We start from the raw sequence: 15,930 nt of genomic DNA on the forward strand, positions 1-15,930 counted from the left end.
GATGCTGATCGTGATGTCCTGGCTGCGGGAGTACGTCGAGGGGCTGCCGCCCACCCGGGCGGTCGCCGACGCGCTGATCCGCGCCGGTTTCGAGGTCGAGGGGCTGCGCGGCGTCGGGGGCGATGTCTCCGGCGTCGTCGTCGGGGAGATCGTCGACTTCGAGATCGTGGAGACGAAGAAGAAGGACGTCCGCTGGTGTCAGGTCCGCGTGGCCCCGCAGCCGGCCGGCGAGTCGTCGGGTCTCGGTGTGCGGGGGGTCATCTGCGGCGCGCACAACTTCGCCGTCGGCGACCGGGTGGCCGTCGCGCTGCCCGGCGCGGTGCTGCCCGGCGGGTTCGCCATCACCGCCCGCAAGACCTACGGCCATGTCAGCGACGGGATGATCTGCTCCGCCCGGGAGCTGGGCCTCGGCGAGGATCACGACGGCATCCTCGTGCTCCCGCCGTCGGCCCCGATCGGCGCCGACGTCACCGAGCTGCTCGATCTCGTCGACGAGATCCTCGACATCGCCGTCACCCCCGACCGCGGCTACGCGCTGTCGGTGCGGGGCATCGCCCGGGAGGCGGCGACCGCCTTCGCGCTGCCCTTCACCGACCCGGGCGTCCCACGGTCCGGGCAGGTCGAGGCCGGGCAGGTCGAGGCCGGGCAGGTCGCGGCCGGGGAGAGTGCGGCCGGGGAGGCGTATCCGGTCGTCGTCGAGGACACCGCGGGCTGCGACCGGTACGTCGCCCGGGTGGTCACCGGCGTCGACCCTGCGGCCCGCACGCCGCTGGGCTGGTCCCGGCGGCTGTCGTTGGCCGGGATGCGGCCGATCTCCGTGCCCGTCGACGTCACCAACGCCGTGCTGCTCGGGCTCGGCCAGCCGCTGCACGCCTTCGACCGGGCGAAGCTCACCGGCGCCATCATCGTGCGCCGGGCCGAGGCGGGGGAGACGCTGCGCACCCTCGACGGGGTCGAGCGCATCCTCGACCCCGAGGACCTGGTCATCGCGGACGACACCGGCCCGATCGCGCTGGCCGGGGTGATGGGCGGCGCGAACACGGAGATCTCCGCGCAGACGACCGACATCGTGCTGGAGGCCGCGCACTTCGACCCGATCAGCGTCGCCCGCACCGCGCGGCGCCACCGGCTGTCCTCGGAGGCCGCGCGGCGCTTCGAGCGCGGCGTGGACCCGGCGCTCGCCCCGGTCGCGGCGGCGACGGCCGTCGACCTGCTCGTCGAGCTCGCCGGCGCCCGCCCCGCTCCGGGGGTGACCGACCTCGACCACCGACCGACTGCGGCGCCCGTGCTGCTGTCCCTGCACGAGCCCGAGCGGCTCGCCGGCCGGCCGTACTCCGCCGAGGTCGTCCGCCGCCGCCTCGCCGACGTCGGCTGCGTGGTCGCCGCCAGTGCCACCTCGGACATCACCGACTTCACCACGGATGTCACCGGCGCCACCACCGTCGGTGGGGTCACCACCACCGTCGTCGGTGGTGATGTCCTCGTCGTCACGCCGCCGTCGTGGCGGCCCGACCTGACCCGGCCCGCGGATCTCGTCGAGGAGATCATGCGGTTGGAGGGGTACGACACGATCCCGGTGACCCTGCCGCTGCTGCCCGCCGGCCGCGGCCTGACCCCGGCGCAGCGGATGCACCGGGCGGTGGGCCGGGCGCTGGCGTACGCCGGCCTGGCCGAGGTGCTGACCCTGCCGTTCGTGGCCGCGGACGCCGCCGACGCGCTCAGCCTGGTCGCGGACGACAAGCGGCGCCTGGCGGTCCGGGTCGCCAACCCGATCGCCGAGGACGCCGCCTACCTGCGCACGACCCTGCTGTCCGGGCTGATCGCCGCCGCGGTGCGCAACATCGGCCGGGGCCAGCAGGACCTGGCCCTGTTCGAGGTCGGTCGGGTCTTCCGGGAGCAGCCCGGCGCGCCGGTGCGGGTGCCGACGCCGCCGGTGGACCGCCGTCCGTCCGCGGAGGAGATCGCCGCGCTGGACTCGGTCCTGCCCGGGCAGGACCGTCACGTCGCGGCGCTGCTCACCGGTCGCCGCGAGCCGACCGGCTGGTCGACGCCGGGCCGCGAGGCGGACTGGGCGGACGCCGTCGACGCCGCGCATGTCGTCGCCGAGGCGGTCGGGCTCACGCTGACCGTCACGGCCGGTGACACCATGCCGTGGCATCCCGGCCGCTGCGCGGAGCTGACCGTCGGCGGCCGCCTCGTCGGCTTCGCCGGGGAACTGCACCCGCGGGTGCTCGGCGACGCCGGCCTGCCGCCGCGCACCGTCGCGATGGAGCTCAGCCTCGACGTCCTCGTCGAGGCCGCGACGGCGGCGCCGCCGGTCGTCGCGCCGGTGATCTCCACCTACCCGCCGGCGGACCGGGACGTGGCGCTCGTCGTCCCGAGCCGGGTGCCGGTCGCCGAGGTGACCGAGGCCCTGCGCGAGGGCGCCGGCGACCTGCTGGAGTCGCTGACCCTCTTCGACGTGTTCGAGGGCGCCCAGGTCGGCGCCGGGCAGCGCTCACTCGCCTTCGGTCTGCGCCTGCGGGCGGGGGACCGGACGCTGACCGCCGCCGAGGCGAACGCGGTGCGCGACGCGGCCGTCGAACTCGCCGCGCAGCGCACCGGCGCCGCCCTACGCGCATAGGCAGGCAGGTTTTCGGCCGGATGGCGGCCAGATCGTGCCGAGGCATACTCACGGTTCTGCGCCCGCAATCGCGACCAAGCCTCGGCACGATCACGGTTCCGCACGCAACTGGTAGCAGAAGGACGCGACGGTTCCGCAGGGAACATCATGATCACTGGTCCTGGTCCTGGCGGCCGCCGGGTCTAGCCGTGCCCGCGCCGGCCGAGGACGAGCAGCCCCACCAGGGGCAGCCGGATCAAGACGAGCAGCCCGCCGCGTTTTCCCGCCCCGGCCGGGACCGGTTCGTCGCGGTCCGCCGCGGGAGGGGTATCGGCCCCGGAACCACCTCCACCGAGGAATCGGTCCGTGCCGGGGCCGCGCAGGCACGCCGGAAGGCGGCCCGGTCGGCTGCACGCCAGGGCGAAGCGCCGGCCGGCCGTGCACGCCACGAGCAGCTCCGCGCGGGCGTCGACATCGAGCATGTCGTAGTGCTCCCGGGCGTACGCGTGGGCGTCTGCCCAGGTCGTCGTCGGTGGGAGCCACGCGGCGACGGCCGCGAACCCGGCGCGGAAGCCGGGGGTCCGCGCCAACGCGGGCCAGTGCTCGACCACTACCGACCGGCGCTTGTCGATCAATGCCGCGCGGGTCGCCTCGATCCGGTCCGTGGCGAAACCGGGCGGTGGGCCGTCTCCCGCCGTGAGCGCCCGGACCAGTGCGATCTGCCCGGCAAGTAGCTCCCCGTCGGCCCGCGCGTCGGCCGGCTCCAGACCCGCGCGGGCGGCCCCCGTCTCGGATCCCCTCCCGGCCCCCGTCCCGGATCCCGGCACCGATCCCGCCCCGCTCGCCGCCGCGCCGGTCGTCGTGCTGATCGCTGTGCTGATCGCTGTGCTGATCGTCGCGCGGGTCAGGCCCGCGGCGCGGGTGACCGCGTCGAGCTCGGCATGGAACTCGGCCACCGGCGGCAGGTGGGTGTCCCGTTCCAGCAGGCAGGGCAGCGGGCCCGGCCAGTGGTCGACGGCGGTGCGCAGCAGCTCGAGGACCTGTGGGCGAACCGGGTGGGCGTGCGAGTCGTGGTACAGGCCGCCGGCGGTGACGCCGCCGGCGACGTGCAGGTAGGCGACCCGTTCCCAGGGGATGGCGGCCAGGAACCGGTCGGGATCGGTGCCGTGGTTGACCACGTCGCCGTACAGGTTGGCGACGTCGAGCAGCAGCATCACCCCGGTCTGCTCGGCCAGCTCGGTGAGGAACGCCGCGGAGTCCAGCTCGTCGTCGGGCCAGCGCAGCAGCGCCGCCGGGTTCTCCACCGCGAGCGGAACGGACAGCTCCGCGCTCAGCGACCGGATGTTGCGCGCCAGCACCCGCAGCGCCGCGCGGGTACGCGGCACCGGCAGCAGGTGCCCGGCCTCGACCCCGCCGGCCCGGACGAACGCGGCGTGCTCGCTGACCAGTGGGGCGTCCAGACGCTGCGCGACACGGACGAACCGGTCGACGCGGGCGCGGTCCAGCGGCTCGCTGCCCCCCAGCGACAGCCGGACGCCGTGCGGCACCATCGGCACGTCCAGCTCGGTCAGGGCGACCGGCAACGGCCGGTCGGGGTCGACGCTCTCCGCGATCAGTTCGACGAACGCCAGGTCGCCACGCTCGGCGATCGCGGCGGCGAGGGGCGGGCGCCAGCCCACCCCCAACCCGGGTGGCAGCGGCGAAGTCGGTCGGGACGGTCGGAGCCGGGCCATCACCCCCCGCCTCCACAACCCCCGCCGCCGCACCCTCCGCCGCCGCATCCCCCGCCGCAGCTACCCCCTCCGCCGCAACTACCCCCGCCGCCGCAGCCGCCACTCGAGGTGGTGTCGAGGCTTCTTCTCGATCGGGCGGTGCCTCGGGGTCGCGGCCGAACGGCGGGCGCGAGCAGCCCGAGCTCGGTGGCCAGTTTCCGGTCGGCGCCGCCGAGCGCCTCCGGTCCGAACAGCGCGACCGCGAGCGCATGCTGCCCCGGCAGACCGCCGCCGGCCAGTCCGGGCAGGCGCCGCCGGGCCTCGACCGCCACCGCCCACCCGGCCGCGGTGGTCTGCGGCGTCTGGAGGCGGACGCCGAGAACGAGGGCGCCGACCTCGCCGAGCGACAGCACGAAGACGGCGCTGCCGTCGGGCGAGCCGACGTCCGCCACCAGCAGGATGATCCCGCCGACGAACAGGGCCAGCGCGGCGGCCCGGCACCAGCGCAGCACCCGCTTCTGCCGGACGGTGGGCAGGAGCCCCTCCTCGCACAGCCGCTGGCGCGTCGCGGCCAGCGCGGGGGTGCCGGCGAGCCACCGACCGAGCTCGGCGATGCGGCGCCCGCCGTGCGCGTCGATCTCCTGGTGGATGGCGCAGCGCAGATCCTGATCCGCGCAGACCGCGGGGCGACGGGAGATCACGGTCCCCGGGGTGGCGCCCGGCCCCACGGCTTCCGATTCGTTGAGCGCGACCACCGCGACCAGCGCCGCCAGATCCGGGCCGCCGTCGAGCAGGGCCAGCTCCTCGGCCTGCTCCGGCCGCGGTCCCAGGCCGTCGGCGTCGAGTCCGAAGCGGTCGACGACCGATCTGGGTGCGGTCAGGCGAGTCGCGGCGCGCCCCCTTCTCGTGCCGTCCCCGTCGGTGCCGTCTCGCCCGGCGTCGCCCGCTCCCATGCCGACCCGGTCGGGGGCGGGCGCGGGTGCGCCGCGCTGGGCCGCCCGCCACGCGGCCCACGTGCCGATCCACAGGACGATCACCAACGCGACATAGCCGATCGCGATCACCATCCGCCGCTCCTCACTGCCGTGCATCGTCCGAGGACAGTGCGTGATATGTGCGGCCCAGGATGGGAGGGCGCGGTACCTTCAGCGTCAACGTGAGGTCAACCGCCAGGTCAGGCGGTCGACGCCCGGCGCGGAGGGGGCGCGGACCGACGTCTGCGCCCGCGACCGACGCGGCCGCGCTGCCCGCCGCGCCGCCCGCGTTCGCCGAATGTCGTTGCATGCCCATAAGCTCGTGTGTATAACCTTGCACATGGGAGTGACCGCAGCAGTGGCAGGGGCGAGCGGGTACGGCGGCGGGGAGCTTCTCCGCCTGCTGCTCGCCCACCCGGAGATCGAGATCGGCGCGCTGGCGGCGAACACGTCGGTCGGCCTGCCCGTGACGGACGTGCACCCGAACCTGCCCGACCTGTCCGGCCGCGTCTTCACCGACGCCGAGACGCTCGCCGCGGCCGAGGCGGACGTCGTCTTCCTCGCTCTGCCGCACGGGCAGTCGGCGGCGGTGGCGGCCACCCTGCCGAGCACCGTGCGCGTCGTCGACCTCGGCGCCGACCACCGCCTCGCCGACCCGGAGGCGTGGCGACGCGCCTACGGCGGCGAGCACGCCGGCACCTGGACCTACGGCCTGCCCGAGCTGCCCGGGGCGCGCGCGCGGATCGCCGCGAGCCGCCGGGTCGCGGCGCCGGGCTGCTACCCGACGGCCTCCACGCTCGCCCTCGCGCCACTGCTGGCCGCGGGCCTCGTCGAACCGCAGGACCTCAACGTCGTCGCCGCCAGCGGCACCTCCGGCGCGGGCCGTTCGGCCAAGGTCAACCTGCTCGGCAGCGAGGTGATGGGCGACCTCACCGCGTACAAGGTCGGCACCCACCAGCACCGTCCGGAGATCGTGCAGGCCCTGTCCGGCGTGGCCGGGACCGCGGTGAGCCTGTCGTTCACCCCTGTGCTCGCCCCGCTGCCCCGAGGCATCCTCGCGACCTGCTCCGGGCGGGCCACCCCCGGCACCGACGCCGACGCCGTGTACGAGGCGCTGCGCTCGGCGTACGCGGGCGAGCCGTTCGTCCGGGTGCTGCCGCCCGGGCGTTGGCCGCACGCCGCGGCGACCCTCGGCGGCAACGCCGTGCACGTGCAGGGCACCTTCGACGCCGAGTCCGGGCGGGCGATCGTCGTGTCCGCCATCGACAACCTCGGCAAGGGCGCGGCCGGCCAGGCGCTGCAGTGCGCCAACCTCATGCTCGGCCTGTCCGAGACCGCGGGCCTGACCGCGCAGGGCATCGCGCCATGACCGGACGTTCCTTGCCTATCCAGAGGGACGAAACGGACATCGCCGCCTCGGGATACGCAGTAAAGGCGACCGCCGGTCGTCGAGCGAGCGACGTGAACGGCACAGACAGCGACGTGAACGGCACAGACGTGGACAGCAGACAGGAGTGGCCGAGGTGAGCGTGACCGCCCCCAAGGGCTTCCGGGCCGCCGGAGTCGCGGCCGGGTTGAAGCCGTCCGGGCGTCCGGACGTGGCGCTCGTCGTGAACGACGGGCCGTCCGACGCCGCCGCCGGCGTGTTCACCCGCAACCGGATCCAGGCCGCGCCCGTGCTGTGGACCCGCCAGGCCCTCGCCGACGGCCGGCTGCGCGCCGTGGTCCTCAACTCCGGCGGCGCCAACGCCTGCACCGGGCCGGCCGGCTTCGCCGACACCCATGCCACGGCCGAGCACGTCGCGGCCGGCCTCGGCCTCGGCGCCGGGGACGTCGCGGTCTGCTCCACCGGGCTGATCGGCGTCCGGCTGCCGATGGACACCCTGCTCGCCGGGGTCACCAGGGCCGTCGCGGACCTCGCCGGCACCGGCGGCGACGACGCGGCCGAGGCGATCCGCACCACCGACACCGTCGCGAAGACCGCCGTGCGGAGCTCCACCACGACGCCGGGAGTGACCGTCGGCGCGATGGGCAAGGGCGCGGCGATGCTGGCCCCGTCGCTGGCGACCATGCTCGTCGTCGTCACCACCGACGCCGTCGCCGACGCCGCGACCCTCGACCGGGCGGTGCGCCAGGCGTCCCGGGTCACGTTCGAGCGGGTCGACTCCGACGGCTGCCTGTCCACCAACGACACCGTGCTGCTGCTCGCCTCGGGCGCCTCCGGGGTGACGCTGCCCGAGGCCGAGCTCACCGGGCTCGTCGCCGAGGTGTGCGACGACCTGGCCCAGCAGATGCTCGGCGACGCCGAGGGCTCCACGAAGACCATCGCGATCACTGTCACCGGGGCCGCGAGCGAGTCCGACGCCCTGGAGGTCGGCCGGTCCGTCGCCCGCAACAACCTGCTCAAGTGCGCCCTCTACGGCAAGGACCCGAACTGGGGGCGCGTCCTCGCCGCGGTCGGCACCACCCAGGCCGCCTTCGAGCCCGACCAGCTCGACGTGTCGATGAACGGGGTGCAGGTCTGCCGGGCGGGTGCGCCAGGGGAGGACCGCGACCTCGTCGACCTCTCCGACCGGCGGATCGACATCCTCGTCGATCTGCACGCCGGCGCCGAGGAACTCACCGTCTGGACGAACGACCTGACCGACGGCTACGTCTACGAGAACTCGGCCTACTCCACATGACCGACACCGCCCCCACCACCGCCGGCGCCGGCCGGGGCCCGGCGGCGACCGCCCGCGGGCACGCGGCGCTGGCCAAGACCCAGGTCCTCATCGAGGCGCTGCCGTGGCTGTCCCGCTTCCAGGGCGCCACGATCGTCATCAAGTACGGCGGCAACGCGATGACCGAGCCCGCGCTGCGCGCCGCGTTCGCCGCCGACATCGTCTTCCTGCGCTACTCGGGGCTGCGGGTGGTGGTCGTCCACGGCGGCGGCCCGCAGATCACCGCGCACCTGGCGCGCCTCGGCGTCGAGTCGACGTTCGTCGGCGGCCTGCGGGTCACCACGCCGGAGACCATGGACGTCGTGCGGATGGTGCTGCTCGGCCAGGTCAACCGGGACGTCGTCGGCCTGGTCAACGACCACGGCCCGTTCGCCGTGGGCCTGTCGGGCGAGGACGCGAACCTGTTCACCGCGCGCCGACGCCCCGCGATCGTCGACGGGGAGGAGGTCGACGTCGGCCTCGTCGGCGACATCGTCGAGGTCCGGGCCGAGACGGTCAACGCCCTGCTCGACTCCGGCAAGGTGCCCGTCGTCGCGTCGGTCGCCCGCGGGATCGACGGCGGCGTCTACAACGTCAACGCCGACACGGCCGCCGCGGAGCTCGCCGTCGCCCTCGGCGCCACCAAGCTCGTCGTCCTCACCGACGTCGAGGGGCTGTACGCGGACTGGCCGACCAGCGACGAGGTGCTCAGCGAGCTGAGCATCACAGAGCTCGAACAGCTCCTGCCCACGCTCGCGGCCGGCATGATTCCGAAGATGGAGGCGTGCCGGCGGGCGGTGCGCGGCGGCGTGCCGCAGGCGCACGTGCTCGACGGCCGGGTGCCGCACGCCGTGCTGCTGGAGATCTTCACCGACGACGGCATCGGCACCCTGATCACTCCCGATCGCGACCTGGCCGGACCCGCCGCCGTCCCGACCGCGCCCCCGCCCCCCGCACCGGCCGCCGTGCCCGCACCGGCCGTCGGACCAACCGCCCACGAGACCGGAGGACGGCCATGACCGCCGATCTGCTTGCCCGGCGCGACGCCGTCGTGATGGCGACCTACGGCCGTCCGACGATCTCCCTGATCCGCGGGAAGGGCACCCGGGTGTGGGACGACGCCGGGCGCGAGTACCTCGACCTGCTCGGCGGGATCGCCGTCAGCGTGCTCGGCCACAGCCATCCGGCGATCCGGGCCGCCGTCGTCGACCAGTTCGACACGCTCGGCCACGTGTCGAACCTGTACGCCAACGAGCCGCAGGTGCGCCTGGCCGAACGGCTCGTCGAGCTGCTCGCCGCGGGCGCCCCGGCCCCGGGCCTGCCCGCCAGCGGTGCGAAGATCTTCTTCGCCAACTCCGGAGCCGAGGCCAACGAGGCCGCCATCAAGATCGCGCGGCGTACTGGCCGGCCGGAGATCGTCGCCGCCGAGGGCTCGTTCCACGGCCGTACCCTCGGCGCGCTGTCCATCACCGGGCAGCCGGCCAAGCGCGCGCCGTTCGAGCCGCTGCTGCCCGGCGTGCGGTTCGTGCCCTACGGCGACGCCGCCGCGCTGCGGGCCGCGGTCGGCGAGCGGACCTCGGCGGTGTTCCTGGAGCCGACCCTCGGGGAGGCCGGCGTGGTGCCGCCGCCGCCGGGCTACCTGGCGCAGGCGCGGGCGGCCTGCGACGACGCCGGAGCCCTGCTGGTGTTCGACGAGGTGCAGAGCGGCATCGGCCGGACCGGCTCCTGGTTCGCCCACCAGGCCGTCGGCGTCCAACCCGACGTCGTCACCCTCGCCAAGGGCCTCGGCGGCGGCCTGCCGATCGGCGCCTGCATCGGCATCGGTGCCGCGGCGGACCTGCTGCGCCCCGGCGATCACGGCAGCACGTTCGGCGGCGGCCCGATCGTCTGCGCGGCGGCCCTGGCCGTGCTCGACACGATCACCACCGAGGGGCTGCTCGACCACGCGACGCGGCTGGGCGACCGGCTCGCCGCGCAGATCGTCGCGGCGGGGATCCCGGGGATCGTCGGGGTGCGCGGCGTGGGCCTGTGGCGGGCGATCGAGCTCGCCGGCCCGTTCGCCCCGGCGGTGGAGACGGCGGCCCGCGCGGCGGGCTATCTGGTCAACGCGGTCGCCCCGGACGCCGTCCGGCTCGCCCCGCCACTGATCCTCACCGACGCCGAGGCGGACGCCTTCGTCGCGGCGCTGCCCGCGATCGTCGGCGCCGCGCGCGATGGCGCGAGCCTGTCGGAGCAAGCCTCTAAGGTCGGCGCATGACGGCCCGACACTTCCTTCTCGACACCGACCTGACCTCCGCGGAGCAGGCCGCCGTTCTCGACGTCGCCGACCAGCTCAAGGCCCGCCGCCGCGCCCCCGGGCCGGCGGACCGCCCGCTCGCCGGGCGGTCGGTGGCCCTGCTGTTCGAGAAGCCCTCGACCCGCACCCGGCTGTCGTTCGACGTCGGCGTCGCCGAGCTCGGCGGCCATCCGGTCGTCATCGACGCGGCGAGCACCCAGCTCGGCCGCGGCGAGACGATCGAGGACACCGCCGCCGTGCTCAGCCGGTACGTCGACGCGATCGTCGTGCGCACCTTCGCCCAGGAGCGCCTCGAGCGGCTCGCGGCCGCGGCGAGCGTGCCGGTCGTCAACGCGCTGTCCGACCATGCCCACCCCTGCCAGGCGCTGGCCGACCTGCAGACGATCCGGGAGCGCCGGGGCAGGCTCGCCGGGCTCACCCTGACCTACCTCGGCGACGGCAACAACGTGGCGCATTCGTTGCTGCTCGCCGGGGCGCTCGCGGGGATGCGGGTGCACGTGGCCTCTCCGCCCGGCTACGAGCCGTTCGAGCAGGTCGTCCGGCACGCCAACGAGATCGGCGCGGCCACCGGCGGCGAGGCGCTCGTCATGCACGACGCGCTGGAGGCGGCCGCCGGCGCCGACGTGCTCTACACCGACGTGTGGGCGTCGATGGGCCAGGAGGGCGAGTCGGACAGCCGCTCGTTGGTGTTCCAGCCCTACCAGCTCGACGAGAAGGCCGTCGAGGCCGCCCGGCCGGACGTGCTGGTCATGCACTGCCTGCCGGCGCACCGGGAGCTGGAGATCGCCGCGTCGGTGCTCGACGGGCCGCACTCGGTCGTGTTCGACCAGGCCGAGAACCGGCTGCACGCGCAGAAGGCCCTGCTCTCGCTCCTGCTCGCGCCGCCGTCGACGGGGGCGGGCTCGTCTGCCGGGGAGGGCACTGCCGCCGGGGAGGGCATTGCCGCTGGGGAGGGCACGGTCCGATGACCACGGCGGGCGCGGGGGCGGAGGTGCGGCGGGCCGCTCCGCTGACCAAGCACGCCCGGCAGGCGCGGCTGGCGGCGCTGATCGCGCAGCGGCCGGTGCGTTCGCAGTCGGAGCTCGCCCGCCTGCTCGCGACCGAGGGCGTCCAGGTCACCCAGGCCACCCTGTCCCGTGACCTGGAGGAGATCGGGGCGACGAAGGTGCGCGGCGCCGACGGCGGGCTGGTCTACGCCGTCGACGTGAACCTCGCGCCGGCGGAGATCGTCCGGCTTCCGTTGACCCGGCTGTGCGAGGAGCTGCTGGTCTCGGCGGAGGCCAACGGCGACCTCGTCGTCCTGCGCACCCCGCCCGGGGCCGCCCAGCTCTTCGCCTCCGCGCTGGACCGGGAGGCGCTGCCGGCGGTCATGGGCACGATCGCCGGGGACGACACGGTCCTCGTCGTCTGCCGGGCGCAGCTGCCCGCCCCCGGGGATGGGAGCATCTCCGGGGTTGCCCCGGCCGACGGGGAGAGCCCGGGGGAGGCGCCGCCGGTCGGACCGTCCGCGGGCCAGGCCCCGGTCGCGGGCGGCCCGGGCCTGGCCGCCCACCTGCTACGGCTCGCCGACGGGCGCGCCCGCGCCGTGCCGAGCGTGGCCGCCGCCGCCCAGGCCCGCCCACGCACCCCGCCGGCGGGCGGGGCGGTCCTGGCGGGTACCGACACCGGCACACCTGATGATGATCTTCCGCGCAATCCGACATAAGGAGTAAGTCCCGTGACCGAACGCGTCGTGCTTGCCTACTCGGGCGGCCTCGACACGTCCGTGGCCATCGGCTGGATCGGCGCCGAGACCGGCGCCGAGGTCGTCGCGCTGGCGGTCGATGTCGGCCAGGGCGGCGAGGACCTCGAGGCCATCCGCCAGCGCGCCCTCACCTGCGGCGCCGTCGAGTCGATCGTGGTTGACGCCCGCACGGAGTTCGCCGAGTCCTTCGTTGCCCCGGCGATCCGGAGCAACGCGCTGTACATGGACCGGTACCCGTTGATCTCGTCGCTGTCGCGGCCGATCATCGTCAAGCACCTCGTCGCGGCCGCCCGCGAGCACGGCGCGGACGCGATCGCCCACGGCTGCACCGGCAAGGGCAACGACCAGGTGCGGTTCGAGGTCGGCGTGTCGGCGCTGGCGCCCGGGCTGAAGGTGCTGGCCCCGGTGCGCGACTCGGGCATGACCCGGGACAAGGCGATCGCCTTCGCCGAGGAGCGCGGGCTGCCCATCGACGTGTCCAAGCGCTCGCCGTACTCGATCGACCAGAACCTGTGGGGGCGCACCGCCGAGTGCGGCATCCTCGAGGACCCGTGGGCGCAGCCGCCGGAGGACGTCTTCGTCTACTCGGCGGACCCGACGGTCGCCCGGACTCCCGACGAGGTGACGATCTCCTTCACCGACGGCATCCCGACCGGTCTGGACGGGCGTTCCCTGCCGCTGGCCGAGCTCGTCGCCGAGCTCAACACCCGCGCGGGCGCGCACGGCGTCGGCCGGATCGACCTGATCGAGGACCGCCTGGTCGGGATCAAGAGCCGGGAGATCTACGAGTGCCCGGCGGCGATCACCCTGCTGACCGCGCACCGTGACCTGGAGGACCTCACCCTCGAGCGCGACGTCGCTCGGTTCAAGCGGGGCGTCGACCAGCGCTGGGGCGAGATCGTCTACGACGGTCTGTGGTACTCGCCGCTCAAGGCCGCCCTCGACGCCTTCGTCGACTCGGCGAGCGCCGGGGTCACCGGGGACGTGCGGCTGCGGCTCGCGGGCGGGGTCGCCCAGGTCGTCGGCCGGCGCAGCCCGGGCAGCCTCTACGACCACGCCCTGGCCACCTACGACGCCGGCGACCAGTTCGATCAGGGTGACGCGCGCGGGTTCATCGAGCTCTGGGGCCTGCCGACGAAGGTCTGGGCGGCCCGTGAGCAGCGGCTGAACCCGTGACCTCGACGGATCACTCCGAGGATGCGGCGGCGCCGAAGCCGTCCGCTGCACCAGCCGCCGGCGGGGCCACCGACGCGGACGCGCCCGCCGGCGGGGTGCTCGCCGGCGGGGCGGCGCCCGGCGCGCCGATGCGGCTGTGGGGCGGGCGGTTCGCCGGCGGCCCGGCGGAGGCGCTCGCCCGGCTGTCGGTGAGCGTCCAGTTCGACTGGCGGCTCGCGCCGTACGACCTGCTCGCCTCGAAGTCGCACGCCCGGGTGCTGCACCGGGCCGGCCTGCTCGACGACGCCGAGCTCACCGCGATGCTCGCCGCCATCGACGACCTGTCCGACGCGGTCGCCCAGGGCCGGTTCCGGCCCACGGTCGAGGACGAGGACGTCCACACCGCCCTCGAACGCGGGCTGCTGGAGCGGCTCGGCGCGCTCGGTGGCAAGCTGCGCGCCGGCCGCAGCCGCAACGACCAGGTCGCCACCGACCTGCGCCTGTACCTGCGCGAGCACGCCCGTCAGGTGGCGGCCCGACTGACGGAGCTGTCCGAGGCGCTGGTCACCGTCGCCGGGCAGCACGTGGACACCCCGGCGCCGGGGATGACCCACCTGCAGCACGCCCAGCCGATCTCGTTCGGCCACCAGTTGCTCGCCCACGTGCAGGCGTTCGTGCGGGACACCGACCGGCTGCGGGACTGGGACCGTCGGGCGTCGGTGAGCGCGCTCGGCGCCGGGGCGCTGGCTGGCTCGTCGCTGCCGCTGGACCCGCGGGGCGTTGCCGCCGAGTTGGGATTCGACCGGGCGTTCGAAAACTCGCTCGACGCCGTGTCGGACCGCGACTTCGCCGCAGAGTTCCTGTTCGTGGCCGCGCTGATCGGGGTGCACCTGTCCCGCCTCGGCGAGGAGATCGTGCTCTGGACGACCCGCGAGTTCGGCTGGGTCGAGCTGGACGACGCCTTCGCGACCGGCAGCTCGATCATGCCGCAGAAGAAGAACCCGGACGTCGCCGAGCTCGCCCGGGGCAAGTCCGGCCGGCTCATCGGCGGGCTGACCGGCTTCCTCGCCACCCTCAAGGGGCTCCCGCTCGCCTACGACCGGGACCTGCAGGAGGACAAGGAACCGGTCTTCGACGCGGTCGACACGCTGCTGCTGGTGTTGCCCGCGCTGACGGGCACCGTCGCGACGATGCGGGTCCGTCGCGAGCGGCTGGCCGCGGCCGCGCCGGACGGCTTCGCGCTGGCGACCGACGTCGCCGAGTACCTGGTGCGCCGCGGCGTGCCGTTCCGGCAGGCGCACGAGGCCGTCGGCCAGCTCGTCTCCTGGTGCGTGGCCCACGACGTCGACCTGGACGACGTCTCCGACGACGACCTCGCGGTGATCAATCCGTTGCTGACCGCGGACGTGCGCAGCGTGCTGTCGGTCTCCGGCGCCCTGCAGGCCCGCTCCGCGCCTGGCGGGACCGCGCCGGATCGCGTGCGTGAGCAGCTCGCGGCGCTGCGGCCGGTCCTCGACCGGGACCGCGAGTGGGCGGTGGACTGACGGGGACTCCCGAGCCCCCTGAGGGTCCCGGGCCGGCCACCGACGTGGCCGGCCCGGCGCCGTATCCGGCGGGCTTCTTCGACCGGCCCGTGCTGGCCGTGGCACCGGATCTGCTCGGTGCGACGGTCCGGCACGGGCCGGTTGCCGTTCGGATCACGGAGGTCGAGGCGTACGCCGGCCTGGGCGATCCCGCCTCCCACGCCTTTCGCGGGCCGACCCCGAGGGCTGCGGTGATGTTCGGGCCGCCGGGCCGGGCGTACGTGTACCTCAGCTACGGCCTCCACTGGTGTCTCAACATCGTCTGCGGGCCGGTGGGGGAGGGGTCCGCGGTGCTGCTGCGGGCCGGCGAAGTCGTCGCCGGCCGCGAGGCGGCGCAGGCCCGCTGGCCGACGCTCGCCGCCCGGGACCTGGCCCGGGGGCCCGGGCGGCTCGGGCGGGTTCTCGGTGTCGCCGCGTCGCTGACCGGAACTCCGGTGACGGGCGGCGGGCCCCTTGTCGTTCTCCCGCCGGCGCCTGCGGCCGCCGGGCTCGGTGGCGGACCGGCAGTGGGCGAGGGGCTGGCAGTGGACGAGGGACCGGCAGTGGAAGGTGCGAGGCCGGGGACGCCCGGCCAAAGGATCGAACGAGGCCCACGGGTGGGGATCAGCGCGGGCGCCGAGCGTCCGTGGCGCTTCTGGTTGGCGGGTGAGCCGTCGGTCAGCAGCGCGCGGCCAAGCCGTCGCCGCAGGTGACAGAGCTGCGGACAGATGTGGACGGACGGTGCGCCGCTCTCACCTGGGCAACTTGGCCCAGACCACCAAGCCTCCCATATCAGAACATCACAACGAACCTCTCTGCGAGTGGTGTGACATAGGTCACACATCTGATCGGGGGATTGATTTGACGCCCACCGTCATCCACCCGTAATGTTCTCTCTGTCAGCGCAGCACGGCAGACGCCGAACAGGGCGGCTCCACTCGCTGGCAGAGCCCCTCTCCGGAGGGCGCTCGGGTAGAGCAGGTGCGAGGCGGCCCCTTCTTGGGCGTACTGACGAGCACTGCTCCAAAAAACTTCGTAAGTGGCTAGGAATATGCACGAGTGCGACATCTCCGGATGTAACCTCGTTCGCGCCTGCTCCTTGAGAACTCAACAGCGTGCCGATTGTCAGTGCCAATTGTTTTACCCCGTTCATGGCCTGGCTGGTTGTTCTTCGCGCATCGTT

At 74.6% G+C, this 15,930-nt stretch carries 12 protein-coding genes; 10 read left to right on the forward strand and 2 right to left on the reverse strand.

Translation table 11 applies throughout. The annotated features are described in order from the left end of the window. Position 1 precedes the first annotated feature (1 nt). A complete protein-coding gene (locus FF36_RS21385) occupies positions 2-2,623 on the forward strand; it encodes a phenylalanine--tRNA ligase subunit beta (protein ID WP_044886913.1) in 2,622 nt (873 codons plus the stop codon). Between the two features lie 182 nt (positions 2,624-2,805). Here the strand turns inward: FF36_RS21385 and FF36_RS38635 are convergent, their stop codons facing one another. Together FF36_RS38635 and FF36_RS35005 are read right to left on the reverse strand one after the other, a co-directional pair. After that, the gene (locus tag FF36_RS38635) at positions 2,806-4,281 is read right to left on the reverse strand and encodes an MbnB/TglH/ChrH family RiPP precursor modification enzyme (protein ID WP_242422695.1); all 1,476 of its coding nucleotides are present in this window, start codon (positions 4,279-4,281) and stop codon (positions 2,806-2,808) included. A gap of 53 nt (positions 4,282-4,334) precedes the next feature. Then, entirely contained in the window at positions 4,335-5,381 is a 1,047-nt protein-coding gene (locus FF36_RS35005) for a TIGR04222 domain-containing membrane protein (protein ID WP_052681272.1), read from the reverse strand. 247 nt (positions 5,382-5,628) lie between these two features. On the opposite strand from FF36_RS35005, the gene argC reads away from it, so the two are divergent. From argC to FF36_RS21440, 9 genes are all read left to right on the forward strand, one after another. Continuing rightward, a complete protein-coding gene (gene argC / locus FF36_RS21400; RefSeq protein WP_044886915.1) occupies positions 5,629-6,657 on the forward strand; it encodes an N-acetyl-gamma-glutamyl-phosphate reductase in 1,029 nt (342 codons plus the stop codon). Between the two features lie 154 nt (positions 6,658-6,811). After that, complete coding sequence (argJ, locus tag FF36_RS21405) at positions 6,812-7,972, forward strand: bifunctional glutamate N-acetyltransferase/amino-acid acetyltransferase ArgJ (protein WP_044886934.1); 1,161 nt, start codon at positions 6,812-6,814, stop codon at positions 7,970-7,972. Continuing rightward, positions 7,969-9,009 carry an acetylglutamate kinase gene (gene argB, locus FF36_RS21410; protein ID WP_052681273.1) on the forward strand — a complete coding sequence of 347 codons (1,041 nt, stop codon included), beginning with the start codon at positions 7,969-7,971 and terminating at the stop codon, positions 9,007-9,009. Before argJ ends, argB begins: the two co-directional genes overlap by 4 nt. Further along, positions 9,006-10,247, forward strand: a complete 1,242-nt coding sequence (locus tag FF36_RS21415; protein WP_044886916.1) for an acetylornithine transaminase — start codon at positions 9,006-9,008, stop codon at positions 10,245-10,247. Before argB ends, FF36_RS21415 begins: the two co-directional genes overlap by 4 nt. Continuing rightward, positions 10,244-11,254 carry an ornithine carbamoyltransferase gene (gene argF, locus FF36_RS21420; protein WP_044886917.1) on the forward strand — a complete coding sequence of 337 codons (1,011 nt, stop codon included), beginning with the start codon at positions 10,244-10,246 and terminating at the stop codon, positions 11,252-11,254. Before FF36_RS21415 ends, argF begins: the two co-directional genes overlap by 4 nt. Then, positions 11,251-11,991, forward strand: a complete 741-nt coding sequence (gene argR, locus FF36_RS21425) for an arginine repressor (RefSeq protein WP_044886918.1) — start codon at positions 11,251-11,253, stop codon at positions 11,989-11,991. Before argF ends, argR begins: the two co-directional genes overlap by 4 nt. A gap of 12 nt (positions 11,992-12,003) precedes the next feature. Then, positions 12,004-13,206, forward strand: a complete 1,203-nt coding sequence (locus FF36_RS21430) for an argininosuccinate synthase (protein WP_044886919.1) — start codon at positions 12,004-12,006, stop codon at positions 13,204-13,206. Then, on the forward strand, positions 13,203-14,729 hold the full coding sequence (argH, locus tag FF36_RS21435) for an argininosuccinate lyase (protein ID WP_044886920.1): 1,527 nt from the start codon (positions 13,203-13,205) through the stop codon (positions 14,727-14,729). Before FF36_RS21430 ends, argH begins: the two co-directional genes overlap by 4 nt. Beyond that, a complete protein-coding gene (locus tag FF36_RS21440) occupies positions 14,714-15,460 on the forward strand; it encodes a DNA-3-methyladenine glycosylase (RefSeq protein ID WP_479686794.1) in 747 nt (248 codons plus the stop codon). The genes argH and FF36_RS21440 overlap by 16 nt, the downstream gene beginning before the upstream one ends. Positions 15,461-15,930 lie beyond the last annotated feature (470 nt).

It is taken from the genome of Frankia torreyi (assembly GCF_000948395.1).
GTDB classification, from domain to species: Bacteria; Actinomycetota; Actinomycetes; order Frankiales; family Frankiaceae; genus Frankia; species Frankia torreyi.